The 13,110-nt window shown below is 67.1% G+C and carries 12 protein-coding genes and 2 pseudogenes; 9 read left to right on the top strand and 5 right to left on the bottom strand.

Features of this window, described 5'->3' with window-relative positions; translation table 11 throughout:
* Positions 1-106 precede the first annotated feature (106 nt).
* The 3 genes from Q4V64_RS27895 to Q4V64_RS27885 form a co-directional block, all read right to left on the bottom strand.
* On the bottom strand, positions 107-517 hold the full coding sequence (locus Q4V64_RS27895; protein ID WP_124444653.1) for a PIN domain-containing protein: 411 nt from the start codon (positions 515-517) through the stop codon (positions 107-109).
* On the bottom strand, positions 514-735 hold the full coding sequence (locus Q4V64_RS27890) for a type II toxin-antitoxin system VapB family antitoxin (RefSeq protein ID WP_172629543.1): 222 nt from the start codon (positions 733-735) through the stop codon (positions 514-516). Before Q4V64_RS27890 ends, Q4V64_RS27895 begins: the two co-directional genes overlap by 4 nt.
* 746 nt (positions 736-1,481) lie before the next feature.
* Positions 1,482-2,489, bottom strand: coding sequence for an IS110 family transposase (locus Q4V64_RS27885; RefSeq protein WP_124445744.1), 1,008 nt, complete (start codon positions 2,487-2,489; stop codon positions 1,482-1,484).
* Between the two features lie 459 nt (positions 2,490-2,948).
* On the opposite strand from Q4V64_RS27885, the gene Q4V64_RS27880 reads away from it, so the two are divergent.
* From Q4V64_RS27880 to Q4V64_RS27860, 5 genes and pseudogenes are all read left to right on the top strand, one after another.
* Positions 2,949-3,512, top strand: a complete 564-nt coding sequence (locus Q4V64_RS27880; protein ID WP_124440508.1) for a PadR family transcriptional regulator — start codon at positions 2,949-2,951, stop codon at positions 3,510-3,512.
* Between the two features lie 37 nt (positions 3,513-3,549).
* Positions 3,550-4,371 carry an alpha/beta hydrolase gene (locus tag Q4V64_RS27875; RefSeq protein WP_124440509.1) on the top strand — a complete coding sequence of 274 codons (822 nt, stop codon included), beginning with the start codon at positions 3,550-3,552 and terminating at the stop codon, positions 4,369-4,371.
* A complete protein-coding gene (locus Q4V64_RS27870) occupies positions 4,335-4,748 on the top strand; it encodes a hypothetical protein (protein ID WP_124440510.1) in 414 nt (137 codons plus the stop codon). Before Q4V64_RS27875 ends, Q4V64_RS27870 begins: the two co-directional genes overlap by 37 nt.
* Positions 4,749-4,833: 85 nt before the next feature.
* The gene (locus Q4V64_RS27865; RefSeq protein WP_172629221.1) at positions 4,834-5,010 is read left to right on the top strand and encodes a hypothetical protein; all 177 of its coding nucleotides are present in this window, start codon (positions 4,834-4,836) and stop codon (positions 5,008-5,010) included.
* Positions 4,992-5,159 (top strand): annotated as a pseudogene (locus Q4V64_RS27860) (YdcF family protein); the annotation flags it as partial. The gene Q4V64_RS27865 and the pseudogene Q4V64_RS27860, both read left to right, overlap by 19 nt.
* Positions 5,160-5,177: 18 nt before the next feature.
* Here the strand turns inward: Q4V64_RS27860 and Q4V64_RS27855 are convergent.
* Positions 5,178-6,668: a DUF1254 domain-containing protein gene (locus tag Q4V64_RS27855; protein ID WP_303712062.1), complete on the bottom strand. Its 1,491-nt coding sequence runs from the start codon at positions 6,666-6,668 to the stop codon at positions 5,178-5,180.
* A 259-nt stretch (positions 6,669-6,927) separates the two neighbouring features.
* Between Q4V64_RS27855 and Q4V64_RS55285 the strand changes: the two are divergent.
* The 4 genes and pseudogenes from Q4V64_RS55285 to Q4V64_RS27840 form a co-directional block, all read left to right on the top strand.
* Positions 6,928-7,394: pseudogene (locus Q4V64_RS55285) on the top strand (HNH endonuclease); the annotation flags it as partial.
* Positions 7,395-7,908: 514 nt separating this feature from the next.
* On the top strand, positions 7,909-8,637 hold the full coding sequence (locus Q4V64_RS27850; protein ID WP_124440512.1) for a hypothetical protein: 729 nt from the start codon (positions 7,909-7,911) through the stop codon (positions 8,635-8,637).
* A 1,336-nt stretch (positions 8,638-9,973) separates the two neighbouring features.
* Positions 9,974-10,432 carry a helix-turn-helix domain-containing protein gene (locus Q4V64_RS27845; RefSeq protein ID WP_124440513.1) on the top strand — a complete coding sequence of 153 codons (459 nt, stop codon included), beginning with the start codon at positions 9,974-9,976 and terminating at the stop codon, positions 10,430-10,432.
* Positions 10,433-10,435: 3 nt separating this feature from the next.
* On the top strand, positions 10,436-11,002 hold the full coding sequence (locus tag Q4V64_RS27840; RefSeq protein WP_124440514.1) for a PIN domain-containing protein: 567 nt from the start codon (positions 10,436-10,438) through the stop codon (positions 11,000-11,002).
* A 146-nt stretch (positions 11,003-11,148) separates the two neighbouring features.
* Here the strand turns inward: Q4V64_RS27840 and Q4V64_RS27835 are convergent, their stop codons facing one another.
* Complete coding sequence (locus tag Q4V64_RS27835; RefSeq protein WP_124440515.1) at positions 11,149-12,810, bottom strand: hypothetical protein; 1,662 nt, start codon at positions 12,808-12,810, stop codon at positions 11,149-11,151.
* Between the last annotated feature and the right edge of the window lie 300 nt (positions 12,811-13,110).

The following is a 13,110-nucleotide window of genomic DNA, read 5'->3' as shown; positions in this document are numbered from 1 at the left end:
ATCCTAGATTCTACGGGAGTCAAGGCCGCTGGTCAACCCGCCACGGAACAGAGGTCGTGTGTTCGCAGAACGCCGCCATCCAAAACCTGTCGGGCGACAAACCGCCTCAGGCGATGTCGTGGACGTTGTGCTCGACCAGGTCGGATGCGTGCCGGGCAATGGCACGGTAGTCGGCATCGTCGTGGAGGACAGCCAGGCCGTGGTGGGCCGCGGTGGCGGCGATGACGAGGTCCACCGCCGAGGCACTGCGGTGCTCCCCTGCCTGGGCCATACGGTGTTGCACCGCGCCAATCCAGCGCCCCGCGTTCTTCGGCACCGACACGTCGGGATAGAGGTCCGTGAACATCTCGACGATCTCGTCGTACTCGCGTCCGTTCCGAGCACTGTGGAGGAACTCGGTGCGCTGCACGTAGCAGGAGGCGACGGCTCCGGCATCGATTGCGTCGTACCAGCCCGATTGCAGTTTGGGATCGCGGAGCAGCCGGACCAGGCCGGACGTGTCGAGCAAGTAGATCACCGGCTGTGCTTCTCCGCCCGGTGCAGCCGTTCGGCATCCTCGACGGCACCCCACTCACGCGCACGCTCGAAGTGACGGCTGATGCGCGCCGCACGCTCCTGCTGCTCGGCGTAGAAGTGCAGAGCGAGGTTGACCGCCTCCTTCTTGGTCCTGACCTTGGACAGAGCCATGGCGCGTTCCAGGGCGTCGTCGTCGATGTCGATCTGGGTCACAGACATACCGCACCTCCCACACAATGTTGATGATGTACATAGAAGAATACGTCACCAACATTCACGGCGCCACGTCTGAGTGTCGGATCCCGGCATGTGCAGTCGTGACGGAAACTCCCGATCAGGCCGACAGGCGAGCAGTCCGTCGGCGCAAGCGGCACGCGGACGTATGGCCCGGCTGCTGGCAGCACCCGTGCCCATAGCGTGCCCGTAAGAGCGGACAACTACGGTCAACAGCGGTGCGACCGAAGCCCGGCAACGGCGTCGGCACGATGAATCCACACAGGTCAGCAGCTGTACAGCCGCCCAAGCGCCGTAGCTTCCCAAGCTGAGAGCGCGAGTTCGATTCTCGTCACCCGCTCCAGAGAGAAACCCCACCCATGAGGGCCGGGCCTGTCAAGGGTCGTAGACGGCCACCGCCTGCGGCCTTTCGGTTGGATGCCGGGGCGTTTTCCTTGTGGAGCTTCCTCGCGGTCCCGACCGCCGCTCGTCGGCCTCCGGCTCGGACGCCGAGGAAGCGTCACGGATGTTCAGGGCTGCGGTCGTTGACGTCCCCGATGCTCTTGTGGCCGGCGGAGTGGTCTCGCATCCACCCATTCGGCGTCCGGCTGGACAGGCCGGCGCCATGACCGTGGTTCGGGGATCCGGGCTGCTCAGTCAGGTCATCGAGCGCGGCCGCGAGGCCGTCTCATGGGGTTTTACGAGCTCACCCGGTGTCTTCGGCCGCCCCTGGCGGTTGTTGTCGGTCAGTGTCATCGGGCCCCCTGCCGGTCGTGTGGGGCTGGGACGGCGCGCAGGAGGTGGTAGGCGCGGGCCAGCAGGCGGCGGGCGATCGCGGTGGTGGCGATCTTCTTGCCGCGGCGGTGGGCGAGGCGCTGGTAAGTAGCGGCGAAGTCCGGTGAACGTTTCGCGGTCTGGGCTGCCTCGCACAAGATCCACCGCAGCCAGGGCGAGCCCTGCTTGGAGATGTGACCGTGCCGGACGGTGAGGTCGGAGCTGCGGACGGTGGGGGTGAGCCCGGCCCAGGCAGCGAGCTTGCGGGCGGAGGGGAAGCGGGTGACGTCGCCGATCTCGGCTGCGATGATCAGGGCGGTGAGCGTGCCCACGCCGGGCAGCTGGGTGAGGGCTTTGACCCGCGGATCACCGCGCGCGTGCGCGACCAGTTGTTCATCGAGAGCGTCGATGGGTTCTTTGAGGGCGTCGATCAGACCGAGGAGGTCGTCGACCACGCGGCGCGAGGCGTCCGGCAGATCAAGGCCCTCCAGCCAGGCCCGTCCCGGGGAGGTGAAATAGCTGCCCGGGCGGTCGCAGCCGTAATCCGCCAGGACGGCGTGGACGCGGTTGCGCAGCAGCGTGCGCAGACGGACCAGCTGGCAGCGGTGCCGCACCAGGGCCCGCTGCTGCCGCACGCCCAGCGGGGCGATCCATGCCTCCGGCAGCAGATCCGCGCGCAGCAGCTGCGCGAGGGTCGCCGCGTCCACCTTGTCGTTCTTCAGCCGGGCGGAGGCGATGGCCTTGCACCGCAGCGGGTGCACCAGGTGCGGCTCGAAGCCGTAGTCCTCCAGCAGCTCCACCAGCCAGCCCCAGCCGTAGGCGGCCTCGAAGGCGACCGGCGCACCGATCGGAAGATCCCCGATCACCGACAGCACCGGCTCCACCCCATTGGGCACGTTCCGGTTCACCCGCACCGCGCCATCGTCCTCGACCACCGCAATCTGCGACCGCTTGCGGTGCACGTCGATACCGACGTAGACAGACATTGAGGGCCTCCTTCCTGAGCTCGTGCATACCCGGACGATAGGAATCACCGGGCTGAGCAGGGAAGGGGGCCCGGCCCTCATAGGGTCAGGTCAGCGGCCTGGGGTTTGTTTGTTATCTAGTCCAATTCGAGGGCGGCGCGCCCTCTGCGTGCCCCAAGTCGCACGAATGAGCCATCAGGGGGTGCATCCCATGGTGCTTTCTGATAGCACGTCAGCCAGTCGAGGTTCTTGTTCGACCACGCCTTGCAGTAGGCGAGGGCGACGTCCAGTGCGGGGCTGCTCATGGTGGTTGTCCTCCTGTGTGGGGTTCGGCGGACACGGTTGGATCAGCGACCCGCGGAAGTTCCGGTTTGACGCGATCTGGCCACCCAAGCGGGTCGCCGCCAGAACACACCCATCACACATCGAAACGCGGTACCTTGTTCCGCTGCATCGCCGTGGCTGTGCGACTATGGGGGCGTGTTGGAGCTTGCGATCCTGGGTCATCTCGCGGAGGCCCCGCTGCACGGCTATGAGCTGCGCCGCCGGGTCGACCGGCTGTCCGGCTACACGCGTCCGGTCAGCGAGGGCAGCCTCTACCCGGCGATCAAGCGCCTGGTGAACCGCGGCCTGCTCACCCGCCACACCGAACCGGGCACGGCCGCCGCCCAGCGATACGTGCTGACCCTGACCGACGCCGGCCGCGCCGAGCTGCTGCAGCGCCTGCGCAATCCCGCCCAGCACGAAATCACCGACTTCACCCGGTTCTTCACCATCCTGGCGTTCCTGTCCCTGCTCCCCGACAAGGAGGAGCAGCACGCGGTGCTGCGCCGACGGCTGGAGTTCCTGGAGACGCCTTCGAGCTTCTTCTACGACGACGACCGTCCGCTGCGCGCGGAGGAGGTCGCCGACCCCTACCGCCGCGGCATGCTGCTCACTGCCCGCGCGATCACCCGCGCCGAATGCGCCTGGCTCCACGGGGTACTGGACGGCGACCAGGACAGCGACATCCCCCAGCAGTCGGCGGGGAAGCAGCAGATCTGACTGCTTGTCGTACGAACAGGATGAGGAAGGACCACAGATGTCGCGGCGTACGCAGGTGGCGTTGAACTTCGTGGAGCGCGGCGAGGGCACGCCGGTGCTGGCGGTGCACGGGTGGACCCCCGACCACCGTCTGATGCTGGGCTGCCTGGAGCCGACGTTCGCCGACCGCCCCGGGTACCGACGGCTGTATCCGGACCTGCCGGCGATGGGCAAGTCCCCGGCACCGGCGGAGATCGCCGGTACCGACGACATATTCGCCGCCGTACAGGACTTCGTGGATGACCACATCGGGGACGAGCCGTTCCTGCTCGTCGGCGAGTCCTACGGCGGCTACCTCGCCCGCGGTCTCGCACGCGCCCGGCCCGAGCAGGTGCTCGGCCTCGCCCTGATCTGCCCCATCGGTACGGCCGTCGAACACACCGACCGCCGCCTGCCTCCCCCACACGTTCTGCGCGCCGACCCCGACCTCATCGCCACGCTCGACGAACGGACCGCGGAGCAGTTCACGGACCTCGCCGTCGTCCAGACCCCACAAACCCTGCGACGCACCCGTGAGGAGGTCCTCGCCGGGCTGGACGTGGCCGACACCGACGCCATGGCACGCATCCGGCAGAACTGGACGCTCACCGACGCCCCCGAGGACGGCGAGCCCTTCACCCGCCCGACGCTGATCCTGGCCGGACGCCAAGACCACATGGTCGGCTACCTCGACCAGTTCGCCCTGCTGCCGCACTACCCGCGAGCCACGTACGCGGTCCTCGACGTGGCCGGCCACAACCTACAGATCGAACAGCCGGACCTGTTCAACATGCTCATCGGCGAATGGCTCGACCGGGTCGCCGAGCAGCCACGCCCCTGAAACCAGTCGGCCGTCACCGTGTAGTCGTACGCGATCCTTTTGCGTCGACCATCACCGCCGCCTCCTCGGTCCTGGACCGCCGCCGCACCTACGGCCTGCTCCGGCTCGCCGGCACCCCGCTGCGGGTTCTGGACGCGGCCCGCCGCGAGGAGACCCTCGTCCCCGTGGCCGTACTGGCCGGCGGTGCCGTCCTCACCGGCATCTTCACCGCCGCCCCGCTCACCATCCTCGGCGGCTCGTCCTCCCTCGACATGGGCGGCATCGCCCTGCTCGCCGGGTGCTTCGGCCTCGGCGTCGGGGGACTGATCGCGGCGAGCGCGCTCAGTCGGCCACTGCTGCGGACGGTCACGGAGCAGGCGGGCCCGCGCGCCGAATGAACGGCCGCCGCCGCACCCCCGCAGCGGCACCCCGCCCACCACCCCCACTCACCACGGAAGCCGAGGCGAACGTATGCCGTCCCTCATGCTCGCGATCCCCGCTGGCCTGATCTTCTTCCTCTTCGTCGCCCGGCTGCGGCACGACCCACGTCGCTTCAGCAACGCCGTCCTCCTCGGCCTGGCCCTCGTCCTCCTGACCGTGGCCCTGCTCGCCGAGCTGGCCGGCGGCAGCGCCCCCACGCTGCTCGTCGCACCGGCGTGAACGGCAAGGTCATCGGCTCGCCCACCGCCGCCTACTTCTGGCCCAGCGCGACCATCCGCGAGTTCGCCGCGATCTTCCCGCACTACCGGGTGGTCAACCTCGGGCTGTGCGCACTGCTCGCCCTCCTGGGCACATTCCTGCACTCCTGAGCCAGGGCGAGCGGAAGATCAGGACGTGGTCGCCTGAATGTCCGGCAGGCCCCAGGAGCGGTCGAAGTACGGCTCCAGGGGGCCGAAGAGCCGGAAGTAGGCGTACCAGGACCTCCCCGGCGTGGTGGGAATCCAGTTCTTCTCCAGGCCGGCGGGTGCGGTCGGGCTCATGACGATGTCGATGGTGCCGTCGGGATTCTTCCGCAGCTTCTGGTGTGAGGACTTGTCCACGATCTGCTGCCTGTTCTGGATCAGGCCGCGCGTGTCGGTGTCGTAGAGGGTGATCGACCAGAACAACTTGGCCGGCACGTCGGCCGGTACGCGAAGCCGGTAGGACCGCCCTCCGTCGAACGCCGCGCCGTTCGTGTCGTGATAGGCGACGAGGTAGGCGGAACCCGCGCCGGGCGTCCTGGTCAGTACGGCCTCGGACGTGCCCGTGACTTCGTAGAAGAACTTCGTCCGCTCCTCGAACAGCGTGCCGCCGGGCACGTCCTGTTCGTTCGAGAACGACGGCGGGATGAGGTACTCCCACTGCGCGTCGGCGCGGTAACGCATGCCGGGGATACGCGTGTTGAACGCGATGGCCTTCGCCGTCTCTTCGCCGACGACGGCGGCCTTCTGCAGGATCTTCCGCTGCCTGGCGTCCGGCTCGAAGGTCCGGCCGGACTCGATGCCGAGCTGCTTCAGCATCGCCGCGAAGAAACGGTCACGGTCCTCGACCGGTTCTTGCTCGAGCGCGTTCACGAGGCGCCGCCAGTAGGCGAAACCCTCGGGATGTTTCATGCTCGTGAGCCGGCCCTCGGGCTTGAAGCGAAGAACGCGGGTGCGCCCCTGGCCGGGGCTCTGGCCGTACGGGTAGATCCTCGCGGTCTCGAAGATCTCCTCGACCTTCCGTGGATCGGAGTCCAGGCCCCGGCTGAACAGCAGTACCTTCCGGGTGCGCGAACGCAGCACCCGAGCGCCGCGCGGGAGGTCTTTCGGCGCCTCCTGACCAGGTCCCACGAGGATGAAAACGGCACCCTTCCCCGCATCGGGAGCCGAGGCGCCGACATCGATGAGCGGGCGGTCCCACCAGTCGACCAGGGACCCGGCGGTGGCGCCTTCGGGATACTCGAAGACGACAGGGCGGTCCGCGAGATCGATGTGGGCGAAGACGTAGGGGGTCGTCACGTTCGAGCCGAGCATCACGCTGACCTCGCGATAGCCCGTGACCAGCACGAGATCGCCGCTGCGGGCGCCCGCGTTGTCGACGAGCATCTGCCGGGCGCTCTCCATGCCGACCGTGGGTATGGCCCACAGGTAACAGAGCACCGCCTGCTGGAAGTCCAGCGCGTCGTAGAGCTTGTCCGCCCTGTCGGGCGTGGGCATCCCGAGATCGAACCCCAGGGAGTCGACCCCAGCCCCTATCGCCTCGCCACCGGCCTTGCCCTCCGCCGCGTTCGCGGTGGCGGCGGAGGCGCCCAGCGCCGCGAGGGCGGTCGCCGCCTTGAACGTGCTCCTTCGACTCACCGGCATGACATGAACCTCTTCACCGTGGGGGGTGTGTATGCATCACTTCGATGCACAGCTCGGAGAATGATACATCGCTTCGATGCTTCCCTGAGAAGGCCCCCAGGGTGACGCCCAGGAGCGCTACTGGCCGTCACGGGCGGTGGTCAGCTCGATGAGGGCGGGCAGGCCGCGTCGCCGGGGGGTGAAGAGGCTCACCGGAGCGCTGGTCGAAGCGGGGGCCGATCTGTTCGGGCCCCTCGCAGAGCGAGAGAAGTCGTGCGAAGCCATCGGCTTGGAACTGGAGCAGACGGAGACCGAGCAGCTCTCGACCGTGCGAAGGCAGCGAGACCGGCGCATGCGGGAGTTGGTGCTGACCGCTTACGAGTACCGGTGCGCCTTCTGCGGCTACGACGGCAGGATCGGCACGGTTCCCGGTCGGGCTGGAGGCCGCACACGTGCGCTGGTGGGCGTTCGGTGGCCCGGACAACGTCGACAACGGGCTGTGCCTGTGCTCGCTGCACCACAATCTCTTCGACAAGGGCGTCCTCGGGGTCGACAACGGCTACCGCATACTGGTCTCGCTTCGTCGGACACAGCCCCGCTGCCCGCGAGCACGTCATAGCGCTCGCGGGGCGTCCGCTCGTCGGCCCGCAGTCGGGCGCACACCCTGTCACGGCCGATCACCGCGCCTGGCACACCAGTCAGGTCTTCCACAGGACTCCACGCCCCGCCACCCCCGCCTGACGGATCCGCCGCCGCACGGACAGGAATCCGCCGGGTGGTGGAATACGGCGCGGTGATCGTTGAAGACCACCATCTGATTGATCTGGCCTCCGTGATGACCCTGCCGGGACCACGCGTATGCAGCCGCAACGCCGCTTCAAACTGCTGATCTCCATACGGGGGCGGCCCGTGCACAGTTGTCACCTCAGCGGCGCTGGCCTCCCCCTTCCGAGATCCCGTGCCCTCCGCGTGCCCGTAAGGGCGGACAACAACGGTCAACGGCGGTGCAATCCGGCCCACACGACCACCTCAAGGGCCAGGTATCTGTGCTGGTCAGAGCCATGGAGCCCACGCAAGCGCCGTCGCTTCCCAAGCTCAGTGTCTGTCTCCTCATCTCCTCAGCACGGCCGGCGGCACGCGAAGTAGCCACGACGACCTGCAACCTCAGCAAAGCACCGACAGGCTCGAAGTGGCTGGCCGAGTCACCGCCGATCCTGCTGTACCTCATATGCTCACGAGTAACGGGAGGGGAAGCATGGAGTACTGGAAGCTCGCCCTTGAGTACGTCAAGGTCCTCGTGTGGCCATCCGTACTGGCCGCCCTTGCCATAGCCTTCCGGCGTGAACTCCGGATGCTGCTGCGTGACCGAGACGTGCAGGTCGAGGCCCTCGGAGCAAACATCGCGCTGACCCGTGCCTCGGCCGAGGCCGATGCTGCAATTGATCCCCGGATCGACCCGCGAGTCGGAGACACGGGCACGTCTGCGGACACCGCAGGGCCATCGGGTCCTATAGCACCGGACCAAGAGCTAGCCGAAATGGAGGAGTACCCAAAGCTCGCCGCACAAGCACTTGCAGCTCTCAATGAAGAGGTACGGCCCGTCCACCCGGTAGGTCGTCACCGCGGCGGACCGACCGGCGAGAACCGCACCTTGGTGCGCGCATGGAACCTGCTCACCGATGATGTCAGGGTGCTCTCGTCTGTCTTCACCGACATCGGTCAGCACGTGAATCCGTTCATTCCCTTGGCAAGGCAGACGGGCCTAGAACGGTGGAGGGAGATCGGACGGTCGTGGGATTCACTCCGCCGTGGGCTTGGAGAGGTCGCCTACGTAGAGCCCACTGCTCCGTACGCCGCGACTCTCAGGGACGATGCGCCTCCCGCCGAAGCATCTGTTGTGAGCATGTACCTCTCATCGCAGCATCTGGTGCGCGAGCGCATCCGCACACTGCTGCGTGAAGCAGCCTCAGCAGGCAACGGATGACCACCCACCCTGGTCCTGCAGGAACACGCATGGCGGTGCCAGCGCCCGTCTCAGTTTCCGTCTCATTCAGCTCCGTTCACAGCCGTTCAGACGGAACCGAAGCTGAGTGCCACTGTCACAGCTGACCGCCCATGAACGCAGGTGAACGCCCCTGTACACAGGCCAAGCCACTACCAACACAGTTGGAAAGCGTGCGGGTCTGTTCCATCTCCGCCGGAGACGCCGGGCCGTAGAGTTACCTGCCCGTCAGGAGTGACGCCGACGGGGGGTAGCCATCCAAGACCTCGGGATGTCGTCGTTCCAGCCGTTCTCTCGGTCGAAGGTGGCTGCTCGGCAGCCCCGGCTTCGATCAGAGCTGTGCAACCAACGTTCCCGGTCCCGGGAGTCCGTCTGAATAGGCTGCCCACACTTAGCGCATGTTTCGCGATCGGGCTCACTGTCCGCCATCGCTTCAGTGGCGCGCTCCTGAGCCTTGTGGGCCAGTTCTTCAAGTAGGGCCAAGACCTCACGCCCGGAGATACCGGGCTCGTCGTCGACAGCCTTCTTGACGGCTCGCACCATCGTGTCCGCTTGCGCAGATCTCATCGTTTCCATGATCGCGTACGTACGCTCATCCATCGCGGCCCCCCGGCGCATACTCGAAGCTCAGCAGCAACGTACAGCAAACCCAGCAACCGGCAGGGTCCCTCACTGACTCTCACGAGCTGTACTGCAGCCTGCATGGCCTCCGACGACCGGTCACTGTAGGGCTACGGATCAGAAGGTGCGGCCGTGGTGCGCGAATCATCGCTGCACCACACGTGCACCAGATCGAGCGGGGAACAGCGGGGAACCACGGTGAAAGCAGCCGGGCCCGACGACGCCACGCCTCGGCCGTTGGGCCAGGTCAGAGCCCAGATCGACGTTAAATGATCGCAGCTTCCCAAGCTGAGAGCGCGAGTTCGATTCTCGTCACCCGCTCTTCTTGAAGCCCCAGGTCAGCAGCCTGGGGCCTACTCGTTGTCCAGGCATTTTGTCGCCCCTCGCACCCCCGACACGGCTCGAGATAGGGCACACGGAGGGCCCGGGGTTCCCCCTCGGCACATTTGGCCGCGACCTACCTCTCCTCAACTGCGCTGCCTGGCCGATCCTTTGGCGCACGGGCCATGGCAAGACTCGAGCTAAAGCCATCAGCTTGCCGTTCCCTTGACGAAGAGGGCCGGATGTTCGGAGTACCGCGGGCTCGAGAGTCTCCCGAACCATCACCTCGTTTCATCTATTGCGTTTACTTCGATTGTTTCGGATACTGGGTACACGCAGACTCGACGCCTGCCTCCCGCACCGACAGGGGCGCACCATGACCAAGACGGACATCCGGCCCGTGCGACTGCCTCCCGAGAAGGCCGCGGCTGCAGCTCACGCGCTCGCACAGGTCCGCAGCTACCTGGCGGCACACCAGGACCTCGCAGAGATCACCGTGACAGTCGAGGACGGAGAGCGCGAGCCCCTCGCCCTACCCCGCGAGGCCGTGGAACTGCTCGCCGGCATGCTGGCCCACCTGGGGGCTGGCCGCGCCGTCTCGGTCGTCCCGTCCGACGCCGAGCTCACCACACAGCAGGCAGCGGACATGCTCAACGTGTCGCGGCCGTTCCTGATCGGGCTGCTCGAGGCCGGAGAAATCGAGTACCGAACCGTCGGCACACACCGGCGGATCACCGCGTCCTCACTGCTGGAGTACAAGCGCAAGGACGACCAGCGCCGCCGCGAAGCCGCCGACGAGCTCACCCAGCTCGGCCAGGAAATGGGAATGATCTAGCACATGGCCTTCGTCGCCATCTACGACGCCAACGTTCTGTACCCCAGCACCCTGCGCGACGTCCTCATCCGCGTCGCGCAGAGCGGCATCGTCCAAGCCAAGTGGACCGATCAGATCCTCGACGAGACCTTCCGCAACATCCTCAAGGACTGCCCGGACATCCCGCCCGAGAAGCTCGACCGCGTCCGCACCTTGATGAACGCTGCAATCCGAGACTGCCTGGTCAGGGGACACGAACCACTGATCGACGCCGTAGAACTGCCAGACCCGGACGACCGGCATGTCCTGGCCGCGGCGATCCGGGCCAAAGCACAGGCGATCGTCACCTTCAACCTGAAGGACTTCCCGACCGATGCCCTGACCCCCTGGGACGTCGAAGCTCTGCATCCGGACGCCTTCCTGGAGGCACAGATCGATCTGGCCCCACAGGTCGTCTACGGCGCGGTGCAGAGAATCGCGGACAGCTGGCGAAAGCCACCCGGCACAGTGGACGACGTGATCTCCAGACTGGAGCGGCAGGGCCTGGTCGCCTCCGCGGCAGCCCTACGAACGCTTGCAATCACGCCCTGACTGCCGTTCCCAAGCAGGCAACAGGCAGCGGCCGTGCACACCCCGCTGCGTCCGTCAGTCGGCGGACGCGCAGGCCCGCGGTGCGCATGCGGCACCGCGATACTCGTAAGCACATGGAGCTGGGCTTCACCGAGATCGTCACCCACTCAGGAACGACAACCACGGGGAATCGCGGCGCCTGGTTCACCCTCCCCTGCAGAGAGCACCCGGACCGCATCGGAGGGCACTGGGAAGGCGTCGCCCGATTCGGGGTCCCACAGTGTCACCTGACCACCGACCACGCCGAACGTGCCGTACACCTGCTTGGGATCCAGTCGGTGCCCGTACAACGGCAGTTCGTCCAGGGAGCCGATCGGAGTCACGCAGACCGGTCGGGGATTGGCACCGTAGTAGTGATCAGGTACTCGGCCCGATCGCCACTGCCGTACCGCATCATCACCGGCCGCGCCGGCGCCGTCCAGTACGGTCACCGCCCACGCCAACGTGAGCGCCATGGCCCCGGTCAAGGCGGCGATCGGGTGGAACAGGCGCAGCGTACGGTGGCGGAACAGGGGCAGCCGCAAGTAGCCCCAGCAGGCCAGGAAGAAGAGCGTCAGCGCTACCGAGATCCCCAACACGTACACCGAGGCCAGGAACTGCCACACCTCCGCAACGTCCATCTCCTCCGCGCGGACGTGGAACGCGGCACCGTAGAAGGTGAAGAGCACAGGGCTGAGCCCGCCAAGTGCCGGAACGGCCACCGGCAGCAGAGCGACGAACACCGCCACCAGAAACGGTCTCCGGCTACCCTCGCGGGCCAGGCGTCGGATGCCGCCCGTGACGAACACCGCGCCTGCCAGGAGGAGGTGCAGGCGTACAGCGGCAGTCGGATCAGCGATCCAGGTCACCCAAGCCGTGACCGCGAAGAGCGCTCCGCTGGTCGCCAGCGCCGCCAGCCATGCGTGACTGCGCCGGCGCCGGTGGACCACCACCGCGTCCTCGTCCCGCGGGGCATCACCCCCCTCCCCAGCTGCCGTGCGACGGCCATCCGACGTGAGCGGACTGGTGCGGCGCCGACGGACGACACGACGTCGACGGACGAACGGAAGCATGATGGTCGCACACCACCAACTCAGCAGCGCCCACGCCACCAGCGCAGGCAGAGCCAGCCACCAAGGCCCAGAAGCAGCCGGGATGCCGAGCACACCCGCGGCCCAACTCAGCGCCGTCGCCCTCACCACCCACCCGTGGCTTTCTCCCACCCTTGTCCGGCGCATTCCGTCGTGTGCCCGCACTCGACGCGGAAACGGGGGACGCACCCGACCCTCACCAGCGTGCCGCTCGGCCTCCTCCAACGAGCCGAACAGCACCGTCCCGGTGTCGTGCAACCCCATGCGCCGCTCCAGATTGAACAACCACCGCAGCCACCAATTGGAGTGCGCGCTGGGCGGGGCGCAAACGAACCAGTGCGGTTCCTGACGGCGCTGCCTCCGCCGCATCCGCGCGCTCACGGGCCGCAGATCAAGCTCGGCATCGTCCGCGAGGTCCTTGACCTCCTGGATCGCCCACCGTTCGGGTCGCCGACCGGAATCACGCCCGACGGGGATGCCGAGCACGTAGACCGAATTCCGGACCGCCTCGCCCGGAAGGACTCCGCCCGGGGTGCGAACCTCCGGGTACTCCTCCTCTTGAGCGTCCAGTACTTCCCAGCCCATCTCCTCGAACAAGGCGCGGACCTTTCTCCGGTGCTCGGCCGGCCCTGTGAGAGCTGCCTCCACCCGGACGGTGAGCAGCGCTCCTCCGTGCCCCTGCCTTTGGTCTGCCTGCACGATCCCCTCCCTTCAACGGGAGTTGATCTTCCCTGTCGATCACGGACTTCAACACTGATCTGCGGAAGTGACGCTGGCCCGGCATGTCTGGCATAGCGTGGCTCCCTGACGAACCGGTGTGTGCACTCGCGACGCGGTCTCTGGTCCAGGCAACAGAGCGAGCCGAGCCCGGCGCTTCAGCCATCGCACTCACGCAATATCCCGCAGATACACGACGCCGTGCCCATAGCGTGCCCATAAGAGCGGACAACCACGGTCAACAGCGGTACAACCAGGCCGTACGACCGAGCCGTCAAAACG

This window comes from Streptomyces sp. NL15-2K (genome assembly GCF_030551255.1).
GTDB lineage: Bacteria > Actinomycetota > Actinomycetes > Streptomycetales > Streptomycetaceae > Streptomyces.
The sequence above is the reverse complement of the archived record's forward strand: the minus strand, read 5'-3'. Positions and strand labels throughout refer to the sequence as shown.